The organism is Kitasatospora sp. NPDC096204 (assembly GCF_044763205.1).
Lineage (GTDB): Bacteria > Actinomycetota > Actinomycetes > Streptomycetales > Streptomycetaceae > Kitasatospora.
The window spans coordinates 60595-82907 of the sequence record NZ_JBIWFT010000009.1; the positions used below are offsets into that span (position 1 = coordinate 60595).

Consider the following 22313-nt stretch of genomic DNA (forward strand, 5'->3'; position numbering starts at 1 on the left):
GTCACTTACCCCCCTCGGCGGAGGCGTCGCCCGAGCCGCCGGCCTGCTCGTCGTACAGTCCGAAGTACTGGGCCGCGGTGTGCATGTCCTTGTCCCCGCGTCCCGACAGCGAGACCAGGATGGTCGCCTCCGGCCCGAGCTCACGCCCCAGCTCCAGCGCCCCGGCGAGCGCGTGGGCGCTCTCGATGGCCGGGATGATCCCCTCGGTGCGGGACAGCAGCCGCAGCGCCTGCATCGCGGCGGCGTCGGTGACCGGCCGGTACTCCGCCCGCCCGGTGTCCTTCAGCCAGGCGTGCTCCGGGCCGACGCCCGGGTAGTCCAGGCCCGCCGAGATCGAGTGCGACTCGATGGTCTGCCCGTCCTCGTCCTGCAGGACGTACGTCCGGGAGCCGTGCAGCACCCCCGGGTCGCCCTTGGTGAGGGTGGCCGCGTGCCGGGGCGTCTCGGCGCCCTCGCCCGCCGCCTCGCAGCCGACCAGCCGCACCCCGGCGTCCGGGATGAACTCGTGGAAGATCCCCATCGCGTTGGAGCCGCCGCCGACGCAGGCCACGACCGCGTCGGGCAGCCGGCCGGTCCGGTCGAGCACCTGCTGCCGCGCCTCGACCCCGATGATCCGGTGGAAGTCCCGGACCATCATCGGGAACGGGTGCGGCCCGGCGACGGTGCCGAACAGGTAGTGGGTGGAGTCGACGTTGGCGACCCAGTCCCGGAACGCCTCGTTGATGGCGTCCTTGAGCGTCCGGCTGCCGGACTTGACGGCCACCACCTCGGCGCCGAGCATCCGCATCCGGGCGACGTTGAGCGCCTGGCGCTCGGTGTCGACCTCGCCCATGTAGATGGTGCAGTCGAAGCCGAACAGCGCGCAGGCGGTCGCGGTGGCCACGCCGTGCTGGCCGGCGCCGGTCTCGGCGATGATCCGGGTCTTGCCCATCCGCTTGGTGAGCAGCGCCTGGCCCAGCACGTTGTTGATCTTGTGCGAGCCGGTGTGGTTGAGGTCCTCGCGCTTGAGCAGGATGCGCGCGCCGCCCGCCTCGGCGGAGAAGCGGTGCACGTCGGTCAGCGGGCTCGGGCGCCCGGTGTAGTCCTTGAGCAGCGCGTCGAGCTCGGCGGCGAAGGCCGGGTCGGCCTTGGCCTTCTCGTACTCCTCGGCGACCTGCTCGACCGCGGCGACCAGCGCCTCGGGGATGAAGCGGCCGCCGTACGCGCCGAAGTAGCCGCGCGCGTCCGGCACCTGGGCACCGGGCAGGTAGTCCTTCTCGGACATGGTGGTTTCCCTTGAACGGAGATGAACGACGATGACGTCTTCTCGGCCGTCCCGGCTGGTGGGCCGGTCAGCCGGACGTCACGCGCCATCGCCGTCCCGGCACCTGTCCGGGCTCGCACCCGATGACGTACCGCACCCGACGCCCCAGCACCCGGCGTGCGGGTGCGCGGCAGCCGCGCGGGCGGCAACCGGGGGCGAGTCGGGCGGCGATCTTCATCGGGCGGCGTCAGTCCTTGTGCCGGACGGCGGGGTGGGCCCCGGCGGCGACCAGGTCGGCGACCGCGGCGCGCGGGTCCTTGCCGGTCACCAGGGTCTCGCCGACCAGCACCGCGTCGGCGCCCAGGTTGGCGTAGTTGATCACGTCCAGCGGGCCGCGCACGCCGGACTCGGCGACCTTGACGATGCCGTCCGGGATGGCGTGGACGACGTTCTCGAAGGTGTTGCGGTCCACTTCGAGCGTCTTGAGGTTGCGGGCGTTGACGCCGATGATCCGGGCGCCGGCGTCCACCGCGCGCTTGATCTCCTCCTCGTCGTGCACCTCCACCAGCGGGGTGAGGCCGATCGACTCGGCGCGCTCGATCAGCGACACCAGGGCCGGCTGGTCGAGGGCGGCGACGATCAGCAGCGCGAGGTCGGCGCCGTGCGCGCGGGCCTCCCACAGCTGGTAGGCGGTGACCATGAAGTCCTTGCGCAGGACCGGGGTGTCCACCGCGGCGCGGACGGCGTCGAGGTCGGCCAGCGAGCCGCCGAAGCGGCGCCGCTCGGTCAGCACGCTGATCGCGGCCGCACCGCCGGCCGCGTAGTCGACCGCCAGGGCGGCCGGGTCGGCGATCGAGGCCAGGGCGCCCTTGGACGGGCTGGAGCGCTTCACCTCGCAGATCACCCGGACCCCGTCGCCCCTGAGGGCGGCGACGCCGTCCTTGGCCTCCGGGGCCCTGGCGGCGAGCTCCTTGAGCTCGTCCAGGGAGACCCGGGCCTGCCGCTCGGCGAGGTCCTCGCGGACCCCTTCGATGATCGAGTCGAGCACACTCACTCAGGAGCCCCCATCTTTTCTGCCAGTTGGTCGGCGTGAGCCGGCGGGCGACAGCCCACCGGCTCTTCGATGGTATCGGCACCCGGCGGCGGGGGGCGCATCGGTTCGAGCCGCGTCTCGCGGACCGGACGTCCGCGGCAACGGCCCCGAGCTGCGGCTTCACCGACCCCGCACCGGTTTTCGGCCGGTCTTCGCACTGGTTTCCGGCCGCTCTTCGAGCCCGGCGACGGCGGTCCGGGAGGGGCGGCGGTCCGGTGGCCGGAATCCGGTGGCCGGAAGGGGCGCCCGCGTGGCCGGATCAGACCAGCGGCGGTGCCAGCCCGGCACCGATCGACGAGTTCCGCACCACGGTGAACACCAGCACCAGCAGGGCGATCAGCGCCCAGCGCCGGGCCCCGACGGTGACCCTCGGCGGCGGACCGCCGGTCAGCGCGGCCCAGCCCCAGCGCAGCCAGAGCACCGCCAGCACCCCGGACAGCAGGACCAGGACGGCGTTGTCGTGCAGGGCCCCGGTGAGGTCCCCGTGGGTCAGCGCGTGGACGCAGCGCAGCCCCCCGCAGCCCGGGCACCACCAGCCGGTGGCGGTCAGGAACGGGCAGTCGGGGTAGTGCCCGGGGGTGTTCGGGTCCACCACGGCGACGTACGCGGCGGGGACGGCCACCGCCGCCAGCGCGGTCAGCGGCGGGCTCAGCCGGCGCAGCACGGGCGGCGGGGCGGAGGCGGTGGGGGCGGAGGTCACGCCCCGATTCTGCCCGGGTCGGGCCCGGACACGACGAAACGGCGGGCGTGGCGCGCCCGCCGTTCCGATGTACGACAAACGTGTGGTGCGACGAGCCGTTCGTCAGGCGGCGACGGCGGCGCGGGCCTCACGGGCCGCGATCTGCTCCTCGGCCGACTTGTACACGTTGCTGCTGGCCTGCTTGCCCATGCCCGCGAGGGACATGGCCTTGCCGACCACGCCGCCGGCCAGGACGACCGCCAGGCCGACCCAGACGAGCAGCACCGACGGCAGGATCATCGCGACGCCCGCGACGCCGAAGCCGACGAAGGAGATGACGACGCCGGTCCAGGCGGCGGGGGTGTGGCCGTGTGCTGCTGCTGCCATCTGAGTGGTGCTCCTTGGCTCTCGGGGCCCGGCCGGGCCTGCGGGGCCGCCGGCGGGTTGACGGGTTCCATTGTGCCGGGCCACACACCGGTGGCCCAAAGCGGGTGGCGGGTCTATCGCGTCACATGCCCGCGGCTCACACCGCGGTCGGGTCCTCGCCCCGGTCCAGCGCCTTCCACAGGTCGCCCGGCGTGTCGGACTTCACCGGGGCCTTGCGGGTCGGCGCCTCGTAGCGGCTGCCCATGGCCGGCCAGCCCCGGCCGTACCGCAGGGTGAGCACTCCGGCCAGGGCCAGCAGCAGCCCGCCGACCAGCGCGACCCACGGCCAGGCGGTGTGCGCGACCTCGGTGGCCGTCGACCCGGTCAGCGCCAGCTTGCGGGCGGCCTCGGCGTCCAGCGCGGCGGTGTCGCCCGCCCCGGCCACCGAGGCGGCGGCCGCGCCGAGCCCGGCCAGCAGGGTCAGCGCACCGACCGCCAGCCGTCCGACGCCGCGCACCGCGAACACCGCGACGGCCGCGGCGAGGCCCACCAGGGCCAGCCCGCCGGGCAGTTCGGAGATCTTGCCGCCGGTGACGGACACGTCCAGGGTGCCGGCCCGGCCCTCGGCCCAGGTCCGCCCGGCCGCGGTCAGCACCAGGACGGCGCTCAGCACGGTCAGCAGCAGCATCACGCCGAGGGTGCGGCGGCTGGGGGCGGCGGGGGCGGGAGTCTGCTCTGCGGTCACCCGTCCACTATCCCCCGGCCGACGCCCGGGTCCGTACCCGGGGTGGGGAACGGGACGGGGTGCGGGGCGGTGCGCGGGGCGGCGGACGAGGCGGGTGACGGCGTCGGGAACTCGTCCGTCCGCAGCACCGCCGTGCGGCCGCCGAGCGCCAGGAACAGGTCGTTGCCGAAGGGCACCCGCTCGGCCTCCCGGTACACGCCCTCGGGGGACGGCGCGGTGTGCAGGGTGCAGACCGCCGCCGCCGGATCGACCACCAGGTACAGCGGCACGCCGCCGCGCGCGTACGCCCCCGCCGCCTCCGCCAGCCCGGGCCGGGCCACCTCCAGCACCGCCTCGACCCCGGCCGCGCCGAACCGGCCCCGCCCGCCGCGCAAGGCGTCCCGGGCGAGCACGGCCAGGTCGGGAGCGAGCACCACCGGGTCCGGCCCGCCGGGCGCCGCCGGGAAGTCGATCGCCACCCCCGACAGCACCCGCCCGTGCCCGGCCGGCTGCTCGCCGAGCTGTCCGGCGGCGCCGAGCACGACCGCCCAGCGCAGCTCGTCGTACGGCACCTCGGGCATCCCGGCCGCCTCCTCGCGCCTCAGGACAGTTCCGGCCTCCGCAGCGTATTGGCGGTGGCGACGGCCCGCAGCACGGCGGCCGCCTTGTTGCGGCACTCGGTGTCCTCGCCGTGCGGGTCGGAGTCGGCGACCACGCCGGCACCGGCCTGCACGTACGCAGTGCCGTCGCGCAGCACCGCGGTGCGGATCGCGATCGCGGTGTCCGAGTCCCCGGCGAAGTCCAGGTAGCCGACGCAGCCGCCGTACAGGCCGCGGCGGGTGGGCTCCAGCTCCTCGATGATCCGCATCGCCCGCGGCTTGGGCGCGCCGGACAGGGTGCCCGCCGGGAAGCAGGCGGTCAGCACGTCGAAGGCGGTGCGCCCGGGCGCCACCTTGCCGGTGACGGTCGACACGATGTGCATCACGTGGCTGTAGCGCTCGATCTGCATGAAGTCGACCACCTCGACGCTGCCCGGCTCGCAGACCCGGCCGAGGTCGTTGCGGCCGAGGTCCACCAGCATCAGGTGCTCGGCCCGCTCCTTGGGGTCGGCGAGCAGCTCGGCTGCCAGCTCCGCGTCCTCGTGCGGGGTGGCCCCGCGGTGCCGGGTCCCGGCGATCGGGTGCAGCATCGCCTCGCCGTCGGTGACCTTCACCAGCGCCTCCGGGCTGGAGCCGACCACGTCGAAGCCGCCCTCGGCGGCGCCGTCCGGCCCGGGGAAGCGGAACAGGTACATGTACGGGCTGGGGTTGGTGGTGCGCAGCACCCGGTAGACGTCCAGCGCGGAGGCCGGGCAGGGCGCCTCGAAGCGCTGCGAGGGCACCACCTGGAAGGCCTCGCCGGCCCTGATCCGCTCCTTGACCTCCTCCACCGCGGCCCGGTACGGCGCGCCGCCGAACGGCGAGTGGACCTCGCCGGGGCCGGCCGGGGTGAAGGTGGCCAGGCCCGGGTCGACCGGCTTGGACAGCTCGGCCTCCATGGCGTCCAGCCGGGCCACCGCGTCGGCCCAGGCCTCGTCGACGCCGCTCGCCAGGTCGTTGTGGTTGACGGCGTTGGCGATCAGCAGCACCGTGCCGTCGACGTGGTCGAGCACGGCGAGGTCGGTGGCGAGCAGCATGGTCAGCTCGGGCAGGCCGAGGTCGTCCGGGTTGAGGTCGGGGAGCTTCTCCAGCCGGCGGACGATGTCGTAGCCGAGGTAGCCGACCAGGCCGCCGGTGAGCGGCGGCAGCCCGTCGTCCTCCAGGCGCGGGGTGTGCAGCGCCTGGAGGGTGGCGCGCAGTACCTCCAGCGGGTCGCCGTCGGTGGGGATGCCGACCGGCGGGGTGCCGAGCCAGCGGGCCCCGCCGTCCGGGCCGACGGTGAGCGCGGCGGCGCTGCGCACCCCGACGAAGGAGTAGCGCGACCAGCTGCGGCCCTGCTCGGCGGACTCCAGCAGGAAGGTGCCGGGCCGCTCCTCGGCGAGGCTGCGGTAGAGGCCGATCGGGGTGAGGCCGTCCGCGAGGAGCCTGCGGGTGACCGGGATGACCCGGGTGTCGACGGCGAGCTTGCGGAAGGCTTCGAGATCCATGACGGGCGGCACCTTCTGGAGTTGTGGACGGGGTGGGGTCAGGACAGCGGGAGCACGTCGGCGTCGAAGCAGGTGCGGTCGCCGGTGTGGCAGGCCGCGCCGCTCTGGTCGACCCTGACCAGCAGGGTGTCGCCGTCGCAGTCCAGGGCCACCGACTTGACCGCCTGGACGTGGCCGGAGGTGTCGCCCTTCACCCAGTACTCACGGCGGCTGCGGCTCCAGTAGGTGCAGCGGCCGGTGGTGAGGGTGCGGTGCAGCGCCTCGTCGTCCATCCAGCCGAGCATCAGCACCTCGCCGGTGTCGTACTGCTGGGCGATGGCCGGGATCAGCCCGTCCTCGGTGCGCTTGAGCCGCGCGGCGATCTCGGGGGCGAGGGCGGTGCTGCCGGGAGTGGCGGGTGTGGTGGACATGAGCCCCATTGTGTCAGCCCGCCCCGCCGCCCCCGCGTGCCCCGCCCCGCTCCCCCGCGGGGGCACGGATCGCCCCGCGGGGGAACCGCTGGGAACCGGGGACCGCTAGGAGTGCAGTTGCCCGGTGAGCTTGGGGCCGCCCTGCTTGTTGCTGACGGCCAGGGTGCAGGTGTAGTCGCGCCAGCCCTGCTGGTAGTTGGCCATCGCCGGGCCGAACTGGCGGCCGTAGTAGGTCCGTCCGTCGGTCTGGTGGGCCCTGGCGGCGGCTTCGACGTCCTTGCACCCCTCCCGCATGGCGAGGGCGACCTGGATCTCACCGGTCAGGCCGTCGGCGAGCCTGAGGTCGGCGATCACCTCGCCGTCGTGCTCGCCGGCGCAGGGCCGCTCCTCGGGCTTGGTGATCACCGGGCTCAGCTGCGGGTGGTCGAAGCAGGCGCCGACCGGGAAGAAGGCGTACGGCGGCTGCGGCTTGGCCGGCGTGGGCGTCGGGGTGGGTGTCGGCGTCGGGGTCTCCGTGGCCGTGGGGGTGGGCGGGGGCGGCGCGGCGGCCGGCTTCCTGTCGTCCGGCCACAGCACCGCGGTGGCCACCACCGCGAGCAGGACGACCAGCACGGCGGCGACGGTGAGGACCAGGGCCCGGGACGGACGGGAGCCGGCTGCGGGCGGCGGCTGCTCGGAGGTCATGGCCAAGAGAATGGCCCACCCGCCCCGTCCCCGGCAGGCGGTTCGCCGAACTCGCCCCGTCCGGGCGGCGGCGCCGGGGGTCGAACGGTCGCTCTCGAGGGCGGACGGGGGTTCGGGTGACGCGCCTTCGGCCGGGTGAATGGGGGTGGTCGCGGCGGCCCGGCTGCGAGGGTGGCGCCGCGGTGCGGCCGGGCGGGGCGGGTGGCCGTGCCGCGCACCCCGGCCACCGGGTCGTCGAGCCGCCCCGGAAGAGGGTGCCGAGTACATGCAGAGGTCACAGGCGCGGGGCGGCTGGCAGGTGGACGAGCGGTGCGTGAACTGCGACGTCGCACGGCAGATGGCGCCCGGGCTGATCGAGGAGGCCGACGGGCGTTCGGTGGTGGTGCGCCAGCCGCGGAACGCGGCGGAGGAGCTGCTGCTGCTGCGGGCGGCCCATGCCTGCCCCACCCGGTCGGTCCGGCCGCCGTCGGGCCGGCTCGATCCGGCCGGGGACCCGTACCCGCTGCCGCTGGACGCGTGGGTGCACCTGTGCGGGCACAACGCGCGGAAGACCGCGGGCGCGACCTCGTACCTGCTGCGCCGGCCCGACGGCGGTGCGGTCATGGTGGACACGCCGCGGTGGAGTGCGGCCCTGGCCGAGCGGCTGGCGGCGCTCGGGGCGGTCACCGACGTGCTGCTCACCCATCGCGACCACGCCGCGCACGGCCGGCAGTGGGCCGACCGGTTCGGGGCCCGGCTGTGGATCCACGCGGGCGACCGGGAGGCGGCGCCGGACGCCGACCGGGTGCTGACCGGGCTCGACCCGGTGACCGTCGTCCCGGGGGTGACGGCGCTGCCGTTCCCGGGACACACCCGGGGCAGCGTGCTGTACCTGGCGGACGACCGGTACTGCTTCAGCGGGGACAGCTTCTACTGGTCCCGCGCCACGGCGGACCTGGCGGTGGCCGACAGCGTCACCTGGTACTCGATCGAGGAGCTGGCCCGGTCGCTGGCGCGGGCGGTCGGCCGGCTGCGGTTCGAGTGGCTGCTGCCCGGTCACGGCGAGCGGTGCCGGCTCGACGCCGACGAGATGGCGCTGCGGCTGCGCGGGCTGGCCGAGCGGACCGGGAGGCTCGCGCCGCGGCCGGTGGACTTCTCCGCGGTCCGCTGGTGAGGCGCCCCGCAGCCGGGCGCCGCCCCGGACGAGGGTCCGGTCCGCGGAGACCGGGACGAAGCTCAGCCAGGCGATCGTCTCCCCGAACGTCGCCACGCTCGCGCACGGGAAGACCTAGAAGCTGGAGAGGACTTGACATACCGTCGTCGACGACTGCGACCGCCGCGGCGTCCAGCGCCGGCACTGGCTCGGCATGGTCGACGTCGAGTCCGGCGACGAGGACGAACTGCGGGTCAGCAGCTACGCGTTGGTGCTGGAGATCCCGCGCGGCGGCACGCCGGCGATCCGTTCCAGCAGCACCTGCGACGACGTCCTGGTGCGGCGGGACGGCGTCTGGCTGGTGAAGGACCGCCGGATCAAGCGCGACGACCTGCCGAGGTAGCGGGCTCCCCCACCCGTCGGCCCCGGTGCTCCCGGACGCCGCCGGGGCGGGGCCGTCTCCACGAGAGAGGGACAACCCGGCCCCGGCGACGATCCGCAGCCGCGAGTCCGAGGGCAGGCCCTAGGCTGACGCCATGTCGAACCACGCCCTCGCCGAACGCCACCGCCTCGCCCGGCTGCTCACCGCCGCCGGCCCGGACGCCCCCACCCTCTGCGCCGGCTGGACCACCCGGGACCTGGCCGCCCACCTGGTGATCCGGGAGCGCCGCCCCGACGCGGCGGCCGGCATCCGGGTCGGCGCCCTCGCCGGGTGGACGCGGCGGGTGCAGGACGAGTACGCCGAGCGGCCGTACGAGGAGCTGGTGCGGCTGTTCCGGGCCGGTCCGCCGGTCTACTCCCCGTTCGCGCTGCCCGGCGCCGACGAGGCGGCGAACACCATCGAGTACTACGTCCACGCCGAGGACGTCCTGCGCGCGGCCGAGGACTGGACCCCGCAGCCCGTCCCGCCGGGCCGCGCCGAGGCCCTCTGGCGCCGCCTGCCCCTCATCGCCCGCATGGAGGCGGGCCGCCGGTCCCCCGTCCGCCTGGCCCTCACCCACCCCGACGGCCGCTCCCTCACCGTCGGCCCCGCGGGCTCCCCCACCGTCCGCCTCGCTGGCGAACCCGCCGAGCTCGTCCTCTTCACCTACGGCCGCGGCGCCCGGACCACCCTCACCGTCGACGGCGCCCCGGACGCCGTCGAGGCCCTGCGCCACGTGCTGCCGCTGCCGCTGCCGCCGCGGTAGCGGCCCGGGCCGTCCGGCGCGGACGGCCTCCGGCTGCGGATGTCCGGGCCCGGGTGCAGACTCGCAGGTGGCCGGGGTGGCGCGTGGGCGCGCCCGATGGAACCGTCCCGGTCCCTCCGCGTCGAAGGAGCACCCCGCAATGCTCACCACCGACTTCCCCATCGGCTCGCCCTGCTGGATCGACCTGGGCAGCCCGGACATCCCCGCCACCGCCGCGTTCTACGGCAAGGTGTTCGGCTGGACCTTCCAGGAGATCCCCGAGGCCGGCGGCTACGGGTTCCTCCACTTGGACGGCAGGACCGTCGGAGCCATCGGCAACCTCGACCCGGGCGCGCGGTCCGCCTGGACGACGTACTTCCGCACCCGGGACGCGGACGCCACCGTGAAGGCCGCCGAGCAGGCCGGCGCGACCGTCCGGGTGCCGCCGATGGACGTCATGCAGGAGGGCCGGTTCGCCGCCCTCACCGATCCCCAGGGCGCCGAGTTCGCCCTCTGGCAGTCCGGCGGCACCACCGGGCTGGGCGCCGTCTCCGAGGAGGGCGCCCTGGTCTGGTCCGAGCTGCACACCTCCGCCCCGGACGTCGCCCTCGCCTTCTACGAGAAGCTCTTCGGCTGGCGGATGCAGAAGTTCGAGCCGTCGCCGGGCATGAACTACCGGGTGCTCTCCGCCGCCGAGGGCGACCAGGAGGCGACCAGCTTCGGCGGCATCGCCCCGACCATGTCCCCGGAGCAGCCCTCCGCCTGGACGCCGTACTTCGCCGCCGAGGACGTGGACGCGCGGGTGGCCGCCGCGACGGCGGCCGGCGGCTCGGTGCTGATGCCGGCCTCGGACGTGGAGAACGTCGGCCGGATCGCCTGGCTGGCGGACCCGAACGGCGCCCCGTTCGCCCTGATCCACGGCGAACCGCAGGAGTCCTGAACACCCGGGGCTCCCGCGCACACGGGAGTCCTGAACACGCGGGAGTCCCGCGCACACGGCGAGGGCCCGCGGTTCCCGGAATTCCCGGAACCGCGGGCCCTCGTCACGCGCGGAGCGTCACCGCACCGGGTGCCCGGCCTCCCGCAGCGCGCCCTTGACCTCGCCGATCCGCAGGTCCCCGAAGTGGAACACGCTGGCGGCCAGCACGGCGTCCGCGCCCGCATCGACGGCCGGCGCGAAGTCCGCGAGCTTGCCGGCCCCGCCGGAGGCGATCACCGGCACCGAGACGGCCTTGCGCACGGCCCGGATCATCTCCAGGTCGTAGCCGTCCTTGGTGCCGTCCGCGTCCATCGAGTTGAGCAGGATCTCGCCCGCGCCCAACTCGGCGGCGCGGCCCGCCCATTCGACGGCGTCCAGGCCGGTGCCCCGCCGCCCGCCGTGGGTGGTGACCTCGAAGCCGGACGGCGTCTCGGTGCCCTCGGGGCAGCGCCGGGCGTCCACCGAGAGCACCAGGACCTGCCGCCCGAACCGCTGGGCGATCTCGCGGACCAGCTCCGGCCGGGCGATGGCCGCGGTGTTGACGCCGACCTTGTCGGCGCCGGCCCGCAGCAGCTTGTCGACGTCCTCGACGGCGCGGATGCCGCCGCCGACCGTCAGCGGGATGAAGACCTGCTCGGCGGTGCGGCGGACCACGTCGTAGGTGGTCTCCCGGTCGCCGGAGGAGGCGGTGATGTCGAGGAAGGTCAGCTCGTCGGCGCCCTCGGCGTCGTAGAGCTTGGCCATCTCGACCGGGTCGCCCGCGTCGCGCAGGTTCTGGAAGTTGACGCCCTTGACCACCCGCCCGGCGTCGACGTCCAGGCAGGGGATGACACGTACTGCGAGGGTCACGGCTGTTTGCCTTCCAGGGGTTCCGGGGATTCCAGGGGCTTCGGGGGCTCCTGGGTTTCCAGGATCCTTGCCAGCCCGGACCGGTACGCGTCGAGTTCGACCTCGACCAGCATCCGGGAGTCGATCAGTCCCTCGACGACCACCATGGTGGCCGCCGGGCGGGCGGCGTCGAAGAGTTCGCGGTGGGCCCGGCCCACCTCCTCGGCGTCGCGGACGTGGGTGATGTACATCCGGGTGCGCACCACGTCCTGCGCGGTCAGACCGTACGCGGCCAGGGCCTCGAGCCCGACGCCGAACGCGGCGAGGGTCTGCCGGTACGGGTCCCCCTCGTGCTCGATCCGGCCGCCCACCCAGGCGGTGGAGCCGGCCACGTGCACGTGGTCACCCGCGGCGACCGCCCGGGCGTAGCCGAACTCGTCCTCCCAGGGGGAGAATCCACCGACCCTGCCGCGTACGATCCGACCGTCCGTCATCCGGAAACCGCCTCCAGCGCCTCTTCGAGGGTGAACTTCTGCTCGTAGAGTGCCTTGCCCACGATGGCGCCCTCGACACCCTCGGCGACGAGCGAGGCGATCGCCCGCAGGTCGTCGAGCGAGGAGACGCCGCCGGAGGCGACGACGGGCTTGTCGGTCGCGGCGCAGACGTCGCGCAGCAGCTGGAGGTTGGGGCCGGTCAGGGTGCCGTCGCGGTTGACGTCGGTGACGACGTAGCGGGCGCAGCCCTCCCGGTCGAGGCGCTCCAGCACCTCGAAGAGCTGGCCGCCGTCGCGGGTCCAGCCGCGGCCGCGCAGGGTGGTGCCGACCACGTCCAGGCCGACGGCGATCTTGTCGCCGTGCTCCGAGATGGCCTTGGCGACCCACTCCGGGGCCTCCAGGGCGGCGGTGCCGAGGTTGACCCGGGTGCAGCCGGTGGCGAGCGCGCGGGCGAGCGACTCGTCGTCGCGGATGCCGCCGGACAGCTCGACCTTGACGTCCAGCTGTGCGGTGACCTCGCGCAGCAGCTCGTAGTTCGAGCCGGTGCCGAAGGCGGCGTCCAGGTCGACCAGGTGCAGCCACTCGGCGCCGGCGTTCTGCCAGGCGAGGGCGGCGGCGAGCGGCTCGCCGAAGGAGGTCTCGGTGCCGGAGGCGCCCTTGACCAGGCGGACGGCCTGACCGTCGCGGACGTCGACGGCGGGCAGCAGTTCGAGGCTCATCAGAGATCCAACTCTCAGAAAGTCAGAGGGTGTTGACCCAGTTGGTCAGCAGGGCGGCGCCGGCGTCGCCGGACTTCTCGGGGTGGAACTGGGTGGCCCAGAGCGGGCCGTTCTCGACGGCCGCGACGAACGGCTGCCCATGGGTGGCCCAGGTGACCAGCGGCGCGTTGATCCGCGCGCTGTGGGCCTCCAGCTCCCAGTGCCGCACCCCGTAGGAGTGCACGAAGTAGAAGCGGGTCTCGGGGTCGAGGCCGGCGAACATCCGGCTGCCCTCGGGGGCGTCCACGGTGTTCCAGCCCATGTGCGGGACGACGGGGGCCTCCAGCGGCTCCACGGTGCCCGGCCACTCGTCGCAGCCGGCCGTCTCCACGCCGTGCTCGACCCCCTTCTCGAAGAGGATCTGCATGCCGACGCAGATGCCCATGACCGGTCGGCCCCCGGCGAGCCGGCGGCCGATGATCCAGTCCCCGCGGACGGACCTGAGTCCGCGCATGCAGGCCTCGAAGGCCCCCACGCCGGGGACGAGCAGGCCGTCCGCGGCCATCGCGGTGTCGTAGTCGGAGCTGACGGTGACGTCCGCTCCGGTCCGCTCCAGGGCGCGCTGCGCGGAGCGGAGGTTGCCGGAACCGTAGTCGAGGACGACGACGTTCTTGCCCATGTTCAGGTGTCCAGTCTCTCTGCGGCGGGCGGCGGGTCTACAGGCGCATGAGGCCGGAGGCCAGGCACATCACGGCGCCGAAGGCGAGCACCAGGATGACGCCCTTCGACTGCTTCTGCTTCCAGAAGGAGATGACTCCGCCGGCCAGGAAGAGGCCGACGAAGATGAGGATCATCGCGGTGTTGCTCACAGCGCACCCTTGGTCGACGGGAGGATTCCGGCCGCGCGCGGGTCGCGCTCGGCGGCGTAGCGCAGCGCCCGGGCCAGCGCCTTGAACTGGCACTCCACGATGTGGTGCGCGTTGCGCCCGTACGGCACGTGGACGTGCAGCGCGATCTGCGCCTGGGCCACGAAGGACTCCAGGATGTGCCGGGTCATGGTGGTGTCGTACGAGCCGATCATCGGCGCGATGCCCTCGGGCTCGGTGTGCACCAGGTACGGCCGGCCGGAGAGGTCCACGGTGACCTGGGCGAGCGACTCGTCCAGCGGCACCGTGCAGTTGCCGAAGCGGTAGATGCCCACCTTGTCGCCGAGCGCCTGCTTGAAGGCGGCGCCGAGCGCGAGGGCGGTGTCCTCGATGGTGTGGTGGGTGTCGATGTGCAGGTCGCCGTCGGTCTTGACGGTGAGGTCGAACAGGCCGTGCCGGCCGAGCTGGTCGAGCATGTGGTCGTAGAAGCCGACGCCCGTGGAGATGTCGGTCCTCCCGGTGCCGTCGAGGTCTATCTCGACCAGGACCGAGGTCTCCTTGGTGGTGCGCTCGACGCGTCCGATGCGGGACATGAGGGGTTACAGCTCCTGACTGGCAGCGCGCGCGGAGCGTGCTCGATCAAGGGTGGGGGTGGGCGACGGGAGGGCAAGACGGACGGCGTCCAGGAAGGCGTCGTTCTCGGCGGGCGTGCCGGCGGTGACGCGCAGCCACCCGGGGACGCCGTTGTCGCGGACCAGGACGCCCTGGTCGAGGATCGCCTGCCACACCGCGTGGGTGTCGGCGAAGCGGCCGAACTGGACGAAGTTGGCGTCCGAGTCGGTGACCTCCAGGCCCATCCCGCGCAGCGCGTCGACCAGCCGGTCGCGCTCCTCCTTGAGCCTCCCGACGTACCCGAGCAGGGTGTCGGTGTGCTCCAGGCAGGCCAGCGCGGTGGCCTGGGTGACGGCGGACAGGTGGTACGGCAGGCGCACCAGCTGCACCGCGTCCACCACGGCCGGGTCGGCGGCCAGGTAGCCCAGGCGCAGCCCGGCCGCGCCGAAGGCCTTGGACATGGTGCGGCTGACCACCAGGTTGGGCCGGCCCTCGATCAGCGGCAGCAGCGAGGCGCGGTGCGAGAACTCGACGTACGCCTCGTCCACCACGACCAGGCTGGGCCGGGCGGCCTGCGCGGCCTCGTACAGCCGCAGCACGGTGTCGGCGTCCACGGCGGTGCCGGTCGGGTTGTTGGGCGAGCAGACGAACACCACGTTGGGCCGGTGCTCCGCGATGGCGGCGACGGCGGCGTCCACGTCGATGGTGAAGTCGTCGTTGCGCGGCCCGGAGATCCAGGCGGTGCCGGTGCCCCGGGAGATCAGCGCGTGCATCGAGTACGAGGGCTCGAAGCCGAGCGCGCTGCGGCCGGGGCCGCCGAAGGTCTGCAGCAGCTGCTGGAGCACCTCGTTGGAGCCGTTGGCGGCCCACACCTGCGCCCGGCCGACGGGGAAGCCCGTGGTCCCGGTGAGGTACGCGGCGAGGCCCTCGCGCAGCTCGACCGCGTCCCGGTCGGGGTAGCGGTTCAGCCCGCGGGCGGCCTCGGCGACGCGCTCGGCGATCCGGGCCACCAGCTCCTCGGGCAGCGGGTACGGGTTCTCGTTGGTGTTCAGCTGGACGGGCACGTCCAGCTGCGGCGCGCCGTACGGGGACTGGCCGCGCAGCTCGTCCCGGACGGGGAGGTCGTCGATGCGAGTGATACGAGTCACGATCCCGGCACCGTCCAGTCGAAGCGGGCCTTGATCGCGTCCCCGTGCCCCGGCAGGTCCTCGGCGTTCGCCAGGTTGACCACGTGGGCGGCGACGTCCGCCAGCGCGTCCCGGTCGTACTCGACGACCTGGACGCCGCGCAGGAAGGTCTGCACCGACAGTCCGGAGGAGTGGCAGGCGCAGCCGCCGGTCGGCAGCACGTGGTTGGAGCCGGCCGCGTAGTCGCCCAGCGAGACCGGGGTCCAGCGGCCGATGAAGATCGCGCCGGCGTTGACCACCCGGGCCGCCACCGCGTGCGCGTCACGGGTCTGGATCTCCAGGTGCTCGGCCGCGTACGCGTTGACCACGGCGAGGCCCTGATCCAGGTCGTCGACCAGGATGATGCCGGACTGCTTGCCGCCCAGCGCCTCGGCCACCCGCCCGGAGTGCTTGGTCCGCGCGACCTGCCCGGCCAGCTCGGCCTCGACCGCGTCGGCGAGCGCCGGGGAGTCGGTGACCAGCACCGAGCCGGAGGTCGGGCCGTGCTCGGCCTGGCTGATCAGGTCGGCGGCGACGTCGGACGCCACCGCGCTGTCGTCGGCGAGGACGGCGATCTCGGTCGGCCCGGCCTCGGAGTCGATGCCGATCCGGCCGGCGAAGTAGCGCTTGGCGGCGGCCACGTAGATGTTGCCCGGGCCGGTGACCACGTTGACCGGCGCGCACTCCTCGGTGCCGAGGGCGAACATCGCGACCGCCTGGGCGCCGCCGACGGCGTAGACCTCGTCCACGCCGAGCAGCGCGCAGGCCGCCAGGATGGTCGGGTGGACGCGGCCGCCGAACTCCTTCTGCGGCGGCGAGGTGACCGCGATGCCCTTGACGCCCGCCTCCTGGGCCGGCACCACGCTCATCACCACGGAGGACGGGTAGACCGCCAGCCCGCCCGGCACGTACATGCCGACCCGCTCGACCGGCACCCAGCGCTGGGTGACCGTGCCGCCCGGCACCACCTGGGTGGTGTGCCCGGTGCGGCGCTGGTCCGCGTGCACGGCGCGGGCCCGGCGGATCGACTCCTCCAGCGCGGCCCGCACCTTCGGGTCCAGCGTCTCCAGCGCGGCGGTGAGCTGCTCGGCCGGGACACGGGTCGACTCCAGCCGGACGCCGTCGAAGCGCTCGGTGATCTCGATCAGCGCCGCGACCCCGCGATGGCGTACGTCCTCGGCGATCGGCCGCACCTTCTCCAGGGCGGCCGCGACGTCGAACTCGGCACGGGGCAGCAGGTCACGCGGGTCGTCCAGCGAGCCGCGGAGGTCGATTCGAGAGATCACGCCACCCAGTGTAAGGAGTGGCCGGAACCGCTGGTCCCGCATTTCAGTCCGTGATACGAAAGGCGAGACGACCGGGGGACGGGGGAAACCATGGCGGAGCGTGCTCCGGAGGGCTGGAGCGGGGTCGAGCAGCGGCTCTGGGAGGCGTACCGCCAGGGTGTGATCCTGGACCTGCGAACGGGCGACGCGGACGCCGACGACCCCTTCGGCGACGCCGACTGGGGCCCCGAGCGCACCGTCCGCGCCGAGGTGCTCGCCCACCTGCTGCTGGCCGGCCCGCGGCCCGCCCCCGGGCGGGTCGCCTCGCTGCGGTTCAGCGGCGTGCTGGTCACCGGCGCGCTCAACCTGGCCGGCGCCGCCATAGACCGCTACATCGAGGTCCACGAGTGCCGCTTCGAGCACAAGATCCTGCTCTCCGAGGCCTCGGCCCCGACGCTGCGCTTCGTGAACTGCCTGATCCCCCGGCTGGAGGCCTCCCGGCTCTCCACCACCGGCGACCTCCACCTGGCCCGCTGCCGCCTCCCCGACGGCATCCGGCTCACCGACGCCAAGATCGGCACCGACCTGCTGCTCAACCAGGCCCGGATCGGCGGCGACCGCTACGGCCGGGCCGTCTCCGCCGACGGGATCACCGTCAACCAGGACTTCGAAGCCGAACGCCTGGAGACCCGGGGCGAGTTGAGCATACGCACGGCCCGGATAGGCGGCCGGCTGTCGCTGCGCGGCGCCCAGCTGCACGCCGACCGCCGGCACAACCGCACCTGCCTCAACGCCGTCCGGGTCACCATCGGCCACACCCTCTACCTGACCGGCTCCGCCGACCTCGGCTGGACCGGCTCCCGCGGCTACTACGGCTCCGGCTACGGCCAGGTCCCGCCGCCCGACGGCCCCGTCACCCCGTTCCGGGCCTTCGGCCGGGTCCGGCTGTCCGACTCCCGCTTCGAGGGCGCCTGCCTGATCTCCGGCGAGTTCCACCTGGAGGACGACGACGAGCTCTCGCTGCGCCGCATCCAGACCCCCGAGCTGCGCTTCTCCTGCGACTTCCGCCCCACCGGCACCGTCTCGCTCTCCCGCGCCCGGGTCGGCAACCTGGTCGACCGGCCGCACGCCTGGCCGCTCGGCAAGCACCTGGGCCTCACCGGCTTCGTCTACGACAACCTGCGCCCGATCAGCACGTTCACCGTCCAGCAGCGGATCGCCTGGCTGGAGGGCTCCTCGGTGGACTTCCAGCCCGAGTCCTACGAGCAGCTGGCCGCCGCCCTGCGCCGCGACGGCGCCGACGACGACGCCCGCGAGGTGCTCTACGCCAAGCAGCGCCGGCGCCGCCGGACCCTGCCGCTGCCCGCCCGCGTCTGGGGCGCGGTCCAGGACGCCACCGTCGGCTACGGCTACCGGCCGGGCCGGGCGGGCCTGTGGCTGCTGCTCGCCTGGATCCTCGGCAGCCTCTGGTTCGCCACCCACCCGCCGGAGCCGCTCAAGGCCGACGAGCGCCCGCACTGGAACGCGGTGCTGTTCACCCTGAACCAGCTGCTGCCGATCGTGGACCTCAACCAGGGCGGCTGGAACCCCGGCGGCCTCTCCCAGTGGATCTCCGCCGGGCTGGTCGTCATCGGCTGGTTGCTCGCCTCCACGGTCGTCGCCGGCGCCACGCGGATGCTCCAGCGTGGCTGAGCCGGGCAGCGGCGGGGGCCGCCGACCGGGTGACCTCGTCATCCGTGCGGCAAGGCCCCCGTCCGGGGAACTACGCTGTCCGCCGTGACAGAACGGCTGCCGCTCTTCCCGCTGAACACCGTGCTCTACCCGGGCCTGGTGCTGCCCCTGAACGTCTTCGAGGAGCGCTACCGCCGTCTCGTCGCCGATCTGCTCGAACGCTCCGAGGACGCCCCCCGGCGGTTCGGCGTGCTCGCGATCAGGGACGGCCGGGAGGTCGCACCGGTCAGGCCGGACGAGGGGCCGGCCGGCCCGCTGGACGGCCTCGGCACCGCCACCGGGGACCCGCTGGAGGCGCTGTTCCACATCGGGTGCGTCGCCGACGTCGCCTCCGTCGAGCACCAGCCGGACGGCCGCTACGAGTTGCTGGTCACCGGCACCACCCGGTTCCGGCTGCGCTCGGCGGACGTCTCCGGCCCGTACCTGACCGGCGAGATCGAGCCGATCGAGGAGCTCCCCGGCGAGGGCTCCGGCGCCCTGGCCTCCGAGGTCGAGCGGGCGTTCCGGGTCTACCAGAAGCGCCTGGCCGGCGCCCGCGAGGCCAGCACCGTCGGCCGCCAGGAGCTCCCGGACGACCCCCAGGTGCTCTCCTACCTGGTCGCCGCCGCCTCGGTGTTCGAGACCCCGGTCAAGCAGCGGCTGCTCGCCTGCCCGGACACCGCCCAGCGGCTGCGCGCCGAGCTCGACCTGCTGCGCCGCGAGACCGCCGTCCTCAGCTGGCTGCCCTCGCTGCCCGCCGCCGACCTCACCCGCCAGCGCTTCAGCCCCAACTGACCGAGGAGCCCGAGGACCCCGCATGGCCAAGAAGAGCAGGAAGGGCGGGCAGGGCACCCCCGCCACCGTCGCCCTGGAAGCCGCCGCCGTCCCGTTCACCGTGCACGCCTACGACCACGACCCGGCCGCCGCCTCCTACGGCGGCGAGGCCGCCGAGGCCCTCGGCGTCACGCCCGAGCGGGTCTTCAAGACCCTCGTCGCCGACGTGGACGGCACCCTCACCGTCGGCGTGGTCCCGGTCGCCGGCCAGCTCGACCTCAAGGCCCTGGCGGCGGCCGTCGGCGGCAAGCGCGCCGCGATGGCCGACCCGGCCGCCGCCGAGCGCAGCAGCGGCTACGTCCGCGGCGGCATCTCCCCGCTGGGCCAGCGCCGCCCGCTGCGCACCGTCGTCGACGCCAGCGCGCTCGGCCACCCCACCGTCTACGTCTCGGCCGGCCGCCGTGGCCTCGAAGTGGAACTCGCCCCCACCGACCTGGTCGCCCTCACCAGGGCCCACACCGCCGCCATCGCCCGCTGAACCCGCCGAACCCGCCGCACCGGGCCCGCTGAGCCCACCCCGCGCCCGGTTGGGCCGCGGTCAGCGCTCCGGGCCGCTCCCCGTACCCGGCCCGGCCCACTGCCCCGTCGGCGTGCCCGTCGGAGACCCCGTCGGCGTGTCCGTAGGCGTGTCCGTAGGCGGCACCCCCAGCGGAGCCTGCGCGACCGGCGCCCAGTACGGCGGCGGGTCCTCCTCACGCTTCCCGAACGCGGCCGAGAGCAGGAGCAGCACCACCATCGCCGTCATCGGCCAGACCAGCAGCGCCCCCAGCGACCCCAGGTCGATGCTCGCGTCGAAGTGGCCGCCGTCGCCGACCCGCCGGGCCTGGCCGATCAGGTCGCCGCTCGGCCCGAGCCACCGCCCGATCCGCCAGGCCCCGATCGATCCGAGCAGCCCGCCGAAGGTCAGCCCCACCGCGACCGCGATGCCGCCGCCGCGCCGCCGGGTCGCCAGGAAGGCCCCGAGCGCGGTCAGGACCCCGGCCCCCAGGGCGATGAGCACGAACACCGCGTCGGCCCCGGCCCGCTGCTCGCCCTCGGGGTCGGCGTAGAGGATGCGGTCCCCGTCCACCAGCAGCGGCACCTTCGGCGCCAGCCAGGCCCACAGCCCGGCCACCACCAGTGCGACCACCAGACAGGCGACCACGACACCGGCGCCGACCCGCACCTCCGGCAGCAGCCGCTTCCCCGGCGCAGTCGCGCCCTCCCCGAAGGCGGTGGCGCCGTGCGCCGGCGGCGCGAACGGGTCGGGCGCTGCGTCCGGCTCCGCCTGCGCATCGGCGGGGGCGGGATCCGGAGGTGTGTTCGGTACGGTCACAGGCCCCATCGTTTCACGACGGCCACTCGAACGACCCACCACCGTACCCACGGAACCGGGACGCTCCCGCCCGGGACGCCCTACCGCGAGACCGCCCGCCGGTACGCCCAGGTGGCGACGGCCAGCGACACCACACCCACCCCCGCGCAGACCGCGAGGTCCCCGAGCACCAGCGCCCAGTCCGGATCCGGCGCGAAGGTCCGCGCGAAGGCGTCCACCCCGTACGTGGACGGCAGCAGGTCCCGCAGCCACTGCACCGGCTGCGGCAGGTGGTCCGCCGGCAGCACGCCCAGCAGCAGGGCGGCCGACATCCCGAGCTGCCCGAGCATCGTCGCGATCTCCTGCCGCGGCGCCAGCAGCCCGCAGGCCGCCCCCAGCCCCGACAGCGCGGCCCCGGCCAGCGGCACGACCGCCAGCAGCACCCACAGCTGCCCGAGCGGCAGCCCGAACGTCACCGCCCCGAACGCCGCCGTGGCGAGCGTCCCGGGCAGGGTGAAGGAGGCGTACGCGGCAGCCGTCCCCAGCACCACCGAGGCGGCCGGCACCGGCAGCGTCGCGTAGTGGTCGAGCCCGCCGGTGGCCCGCAGCTTCCCGAAGTACTGGGCGAGCAGGTTCAGCGCGACGAAGGCCACCACCAGCACGCTCGAACCGGCGACCACCGACCGCGCCTCCGAGGACTGCCCGGCGTCCACCACGCCCCGCATCATCACCAGGATGCCGACGGACTGGAAGGTGGCCACGAACAGCAGCGGGATGCGCGCCACCCGCGCCCGGGCGAGCTGCGCCCGGTACACGGCCGCGAGCGCGGGCAGCAGCCCGGCCGCGGGGGCGAGCGGAGCGGGGGCGGCCGTGGACCGGCGGGTCTCCGGCGGCACCGAGAGCAGTGTCACTTGGCCAGTCCTCCGTGGCGGCCGCCGAGCTTGAGGTAGGCGTCCTCGAGGCTCGGGGTGGCGAGGGTGAAGTCGTCGAGCGCGGCGAAGGCCGGGCCGGTGGTGACGGCGGCGACCAGTTCGCGGGCCTGCTCGGGGGTGGTGCGGACGGTCCAGCGGCGCCCGGTGCACTCGGCCCGTTCGCGCAGCGCGGCGACGGCGGGCACGCCGACCGGCGCCTCGTCCCGCCAGACCAGGTCCAGCCGGACGTCGCCGTCCACCAGCGCCTTGAGCCCGCCGGGCGTGTCGCAGGCGATCACCCGGCCGTCGTCCACCACGGCGACCCGGTCGAGCACCGTCTCCGCCTCGATCACGTTGTGGGTGACCAGCAGCACCGTCGTCCCGTGCTCGGCGCGCCGCCGGTCCACGGCGCTCCACACGGCCCGCCGGGCGACGGGGTCCATGCCGGTGGTGGGCTCGTCCAGGACGAGCAGCGGCCGCTCCCCCACCAGGGTGGCGGCGAAGCAGGCGAGCCGCCGCTGTCCGCCGGACAGCTTGGCGAGCGGCCTGGTGGCGATCGGCTCCAGCCCGAGCTCGGCCAGCACGTCCGCGGCCGCGCCGCGGGCCTGCGCCCGGGTGAGTCCGCGCAGCCGTCCGGTGGTCTCGGCGGCGAGCGTCACCGTCAGCTCGTCCAGCGCGGTGGATTCCTGCCCTAGGTAGCCGAGCAGCCGGGCGGCCCGCTCGGGGTGCCGCACGATGTCGTGGCCGAGGAGTTCGACGGATCCCGAGTCGGGGCGCAGCAGTCCGGTGAGCTGGCGCACCAGCGTCGACTTCCCCGCCCCGTTCGGCCCGAGCAGCCCGAAGATCTCGCCCTGGCGGACGGTGAGGCTGATGCCGTCGTTGGCCCGGATCTCGGTGGCGGCCGCGCCGCGTCCGCTGCGGTAGGTCCTGACCAGGTCGCGTACGGCCACGCACGGCTGGGGTTCCTCGGGTGCTCGCCCGGCCGTCTCGTTCACGACCGACGACTCTACGCGCTCATACGGGCGAACCGGACA

General features: G+C 74.5%; 27 protein-coding genes and 1 pseudogene. 7 read left to right on the forward strand and 21 right to left on the reverse strand.

What is annotated here, in order from left to right; all coding sequences use genetic code 11:
* Position 1: 1 nt before the first annotated feature.
* From trpB to ACIQ87_RS12150, 10 genes are all read right to left on the reverse strand, one after another.
* Positions 2-1264, reverse strand: a complete 1263-nt coding sequence (trpB, locus tag ACIQ87_RS12105; protein WP_402405231.1) for a tryptophan synthase subunit beta — start codon at positions 1262-1264, stop codon at positions 2-4.
* A gap of 67 nt (positions 1265-1331) precedes the next feature.
* Positions 1332-1481 carry a tryptophan biosynthesis modulator TrpM gene (gene trpM / locus ACIQ87_RS12110; protein WP_188296911.1) on the reverse strand — a complete coding sequence of 50 codons (150 nt, stop codon included), beginning with the start codon at positions 1479-1481 and terminating at the stop codon, positions 1332-1334.
* Positions 1482-1490: 9 nt separating this feature from the next.
* Entirely contained in the window at positions 1491-2297 is an 807-nt protein-coding gene (trpC, locus tag ACIQ87_RS12115; protein ID WP_392918146.1) for an indole-3-glycerol phosphate synthase TrpC, read from the reverse strand.
* Between the two features lie 298 nt (positions 2298-2595).
* Positions 2596-3036: a DUF2752 domain-containing protein gene (locus ACIQ87_RS12120; RefSeq protein WP_402405234.1), complete on the reverse strand. Its 441-nt coding sequence runs from the start codon at positions 3034-3036 to the stop codon at positions 2596-2598.
* 102 nt (positions 3037-3138) lie between these two features.
* Positions 3139-3402: an HGxxPAAW family protein gene (locus ACIQ87_RS12125; protein ID WP_402405235.1), complete on the reverse strand. Its 264-nt coding sequence runs from the start codon at positions 3400-3402 to the stop codon at positions 3139-3141.
* Positions 3403-3538: 136 nt separating this feature from the next.
* Positions 3539-4069 (reverse strand): TIGR02234 family membrane protein, encoded by a 531-nt coding sequence (locus ACIQ87_RS12130; protein ID WP_402405472.1) that lies wholly within the window; start codon positions 4067-4069, stop codon positions 3539-3541.
* 53 nt (positions 4070-4122) lie between these two features.
* On the reverse strand, positions 4123-4686 hold the full coding sequence (locus ACIQ87_RS12135) for a Uma2 family endonuclease (RefSeq protein WP_402405237.1): 564 nt from the start codon (positions 4684-4686) through the stop codon (positions 4123-4125).
* 20 nt (positions 4687-4706) lie between these two features.
* On the reverse strand, positions 4707-6230 hold the full coding sequence (locus ACIQ87_RS12140) for an anthranilate synthase component I (protein ID WP_402405239.1): 1524 nt from the start codon (positions 6228-6230) through the stop codon (positions 4707-4709).
* 38 nt (positions 6231-6268) lie between these two features.
* Complete coding sequence (hisI, locus tag ACIQ87_RS12145) at positions 6269-6640, reverse strand: phosphoribosyl-AMP cyclohydrolase (protein WP_392869245.1); 372 nt, start codon at positions 6638-6640, stop codon at positions 6269-6271.
* Between the two features lie 105 nt (positions 6641-6745).
* Positions 6746-7324 (reverse strand): hypothetical protein, encoded by a 579-nt coding sequence (locus ACIQ87_RS12150; protein ID WP_402405240.1) that lies wholly within the window; start codon positions 7322-7324, stop codon positions 6746-6748.
* 265 nt (positions 7325-7589) lie between these two features.
* On the opposite strand from ACIQ87_RS12150, the gene ACIQ87_RS12155 reads away from it, so the two are divergent.
* The 4 genes and pseudogenes from ACIQ87_RS12155 (at position 7590) to ACIQ87_RS12170 (ending at position 10562) form a co-directional block, all read left to right on the forward strand.
* Positions 7590-8477 carry a 4Fe-4S domain-containing protein gene (locus ACIQ87_RS12155; RefSeq protein ID WP_402405242.1) on the forward strand — a complete coding sequence of 296 codons (888 nt, stop codon included), beginning with the start codon at positions 7590-7592 and terminating at the stop codon, positions 8475-8477.
* A gap of 178 nt (positions 8478-8655) precedes the next feature.
* Positions 8656-8859, forward strand: a pseudogene (locus ACIQ87_RS12160) (nuclear transport factor 2 family protein); the annotation flags it as partial.
* A gap of 133 nt (positions 8860-8992) precedes the next feature.
* On the forward strand, positions 8993-9643 hold the full coding sequence (locus ACIQ87_RS12165) for a TIGR03085 family metal-binding protein (protein WP_402405244.1): 651 nt from the start codon (positions 8993-8995) through the stop codon (positions 9641-9643).
* Positions 9644-9782: 139 nt separating this feature from the next.
* Complete coding sequence (locus tag ACIQ87_RS12170; protein WP_402405245.1) at positions 9783-10562, forward strand: VOC family protein; 780 nt, start codon at positions 9783-9785, stop codon at positions 10560-10562.
* Positions 10563-10679: 117 nt separating this feature from the next.
* Here ACIQ87_RS12170 and hisF read toward each other — a convergent pair whose 3' ends face one another.
* From hisF to hisD, 8 genes are read right to left on the reverse strand one after another with little or no spacing between them, the layout of a single operon-like run.
* Positions 10680-11450, reverse strand: coding sequence for an imidazole glycerol phosphate synthase subunit HisF (gene hisF / locus ACIQ87_RS12175; RefSeq protein ID WP_402405247.1), 771 nt, complete (start codon positions 11448-11450; stop codon positions 10680-10682).
* Positions 11447-11923: a RidA family protein gene (locus ACIQ87_RS12180; protein WP_402405249.1), complete on the reverse strand. Its 477-nt coding sequence runs from the start codon at positions 11921-11923 to the stop codon at positions 11447-11449. The genes hisF and ACIQ87_RS12180 overlap by 4 nt, the downstream gene beginning before the upstream one ends.
* Entirely contained in the window at positions 11920-12642 is a 723-nt protein-coding gene (gene priA, locus ACIQ87_RS12185; RefSeq protein WP_402405251.1) for a bifunctional 1-(5-phosphoribosyl)-5-((5-phosphoribosylamino)methylideneamino)imidazole-4-carboxamide isomerase/phosphoribosylanthranilate isomerase PriA, read from the reverse strand. The genes ACIQ87_RS12180 and priA overlap by 4 nt, the downstream gene beginning before the upstream one ends.
* 22 nt (positions 12643-12664) lie before the next feature.
* Entirely contained in the window at positions 12665-13300 is a 636-nt protein-coding gene (gene hisH / locus ACIQ87_RS12190) for an imidazole glycerol phosphate synthase subunit HisH (protein ID WP_402405252.1), read from the reverse strand.
* Between the two features lie 37 nt (positions 13301-13337).
* Entirely contained in the window at positions 13338-13490 is a 153-nt protein-coding gene (locus tag ACIQ87_RS12195) for a hypothetical protein (RefSeq protein ID WP_402405489.1), read from the reverse strand.
* Positions 13487-14080, reverse strand: a complete 594-nt coding sequence (hisB, locus tag ACIQ87_RS12200) for an imidazoleglycerol-phosphate dehydratase HisB (protein ID WP_049650368.1) — start codon at positions 14078-14080, stop codon at positions 13487-13489. Before hisB ends, ACIQ87_RS12195 begins: the two co-directional genes overlap by 4 nt.
* Positions 14081-14086: 6 nt before the next feature.
* On the reverse strand, positions 14087-15238 hold the full coding sequence (locus ACIQ87_RS12205; RefSeq protein ID WP_402405474.1) for a histidinol-phosphate transaminase: 1152 nt from the start codon (positions 15236-15238) through the stop codon (positions 14087-14089).
* 5 nt (positions 15239-15243) lie between these two features.
* Complete coding sequence (hisD, locus tag ACIQ87_RS12210; RefSeq protein WP_402405254.1) at positions 15244-16551, reverse strand: histidinol dehydrogenase; 1308 nt, start codon at positions 16549-16551, stop codon at positions 15244-15246.
* Between the two features lie 90 nt (positions 16552-16641).
* Between hisD and ACIQ87_RS12215 the strand changes: the two genes are divergently transcribed.
* The 3 genes from ACIQ87_RS12215 (at position 16642) to ybaK (ending at position 19552) form a co-directional block, all read left to right on the forward strand.
* Positions 16642-18222, forward strand: coding sequence for an oxidoreductase (locus ACIQ87_RS12215; RefSeq protein ID WP_402405256.1), 1581 nt, complete (start codon positions 16642-16644; stop codon positions 18220-18222).
* 84 nt (positions 18223-18306) lie between these two features.
* On the forward strand, positions 18307-19035 hold the full coding sequence (locus tag ACIQ87_RS12220) for an LON peptidase substrate-binding domain-containing protein (protein WP_402405258.1): 729 nt from the start codon (positions 18307-18309) through the stop codon (positions 19033-19035).
* A 22-nt stretch (positions 19036-19057) separates the two neighbouring features.
* The gene (ybaK, locus tag ACIQ87_RS12225) at positions 19058-19552 is read left to right on the forward strand and encodes a Cys-tRNA(Pro) deacylase (protein WP_402405260.1); all 495 of its coding nucleotides are present in this window, start codon (positions 19058-19060) and stop codon (positions 19550-19552) included.
* 60 nt (positions 19553-19612) lie between these two features.
* Here ybaK and ACIQ87_RS12230 read toward each other — a convergent pair whose 3' ends face one another.
* The 3 genes from ACIQ87_RS12230 to ACIQ87_RS12240 form a co-directional block, all read right to left on the reverse strand.
* A complete protein-coding gene (locus ACIQ87_RS12230) occupies positions 19613-20389 on the reverse strand; it encodes a hypothetical protein (protein WP_402405261.1) in 777 nt (258 codons plus the stop codon).
* A gap of 80 nt (positions 20390-20469) precedes the next feature.
* Positions 20470-21279: an ABC transporter permease gene (locus tag ACIQ87_RS12235; RefSeq protein WP_402405262.1), complete on the reverse strand. Its 810-nt coding sequence runs from the start codon at positions 21277-21279 to the stop codon at positions 20470-20472.
* Complete coding sequence (locus tag ACIQ87_RS12240; RefSeq protein ID WP_402405264.1) at positions 21276-22274, reverse strand: ABC transporter ATP-binding protein; 999 nt, start codon at positions 22272-22274, stop codon at positions 21276-21278. The genes ACIQ87_RS12235 and ACIQ87_RS12240 overlap by 4 nt, the downstream gene beginning before the upstream one ends.
* Positions 22275-22313: the final 39 nt, after the last annotated feature.

Coding starts and splice junctions, on each gene's coding strand:
- ACIQ87_RS12170 (WP_402405245.1), top strand. CDS start 9,783: ATGCTCACCACCGACTTCCCCATCGGCTCGCCCTGCTGGATCGACCTG.
- trpM (WP_188296911.1), bottom strand. CDS start 1,481: ATGAAGATCGCCGCCCGACTCGCCCCCGGTTGCCGCCCGCGCGGCTGC.
- hisH (WP_402405252.1), bottom strand. CDS start 13,300: ATGGGCAAGAACGTCGTCGTCCTCGACTACGGTTCCGGCAACCTCCGC.
- ACIQ87_RS12215 (WP_402405256.1), top strand. CDS start 16,642: ATGGCGGAGCGTGCTCCGGAGGGCTGGAGCGGGGTCGAGCAGCGGCTC.
- ACIQ87_RS12130 (WP_402405472.1), bottom strand. CDS start 4,069: ATGCTGCTGCTGACCGTGCTGAGCGCCGTCCTGGTGCTGACCGCGGCC.
- ybaK (WP_402405260.1), top strand. CDS start 19,058: ATGGCCAAGAAGAGCAGGAAGGGCGGGCAGGGCACCCCCGCCACCGTC.
- ACIQ87_RS12150 (WP_402405240.1), bottom strand. CDS start 7,324: ATGACCTCCGAGCAGCCGCCGCCCGCAGCCGGCTCCCGTCCGTCCCGG.
- trpB (WP_402405231.1), bottom strand. CDS start 1,264: ATGTCCGAGAAGGACTACCTGCCCGGTGCCCAGGTGCCGGACGCGCGC.
- ACIQ87_RS12180 (WP_402405249.1), bottom strand. CDS start 11,923: ATGACGGACGGTCGGATCGTACGCGGCAGGGTCGGTGGATTCTCCCCC.
- ACIQ87_RS12135 (WP_402405237.1), bottom strand. CDS start 4,686: ATGCCCGAGGTGCCGTACGACGAGCTGCGCTGGGCGGTCGTGCTCGGC.
- priA (WP_402405251.1), bottom strand. CDS start 12,642: ATGAGCCTCGAACTGCTGCCCGCCGTCGACGTCCGCGACGGTCAGGCC.
- ACIQ87_RS12140 (WP_402405239.1), bottom strand. CDS start 6,230: ATGGATCTCGAAGCCTTCCGCAAGCTCGCCGTCGACACCCGGGTCATC.
- ACIQ87_RS12165 (WP_402405244.1), top strand. CDS start 8,993: ATGTCGAACCACGCCCTCGCCGAACGCCACCGCCTCGCCCGGCTGCTC.
- ACIQ87_RS12125 (WP_402405235.1), bottom strand. CDS start 3,402: ATGGCAGCAGCAGCACACGGCCACACCCCCGCCGCCTGGACCGGCGTC.
- ACIQ87_RS12155 (WP_402405242.1), top strand. CDS start 7,590: ATGCAGAGGTCACAGGCGCGGGGCGGCTGGCAGGTGGACGAGCGGTGC.
- hisB (WP_049650368.1), bottom strand. CDS start 14,080: ATGTCCCGCATCGGACGCGTCGAGCGCACCACCAAGGAGACCTCGGTC.
- hisI (WP_392869245.1), bottom strand. CDS start 6,640: ATGTCCACCACACCCGCCACTCCCGGCAGCACCGCCCTCGCCCCCGAG.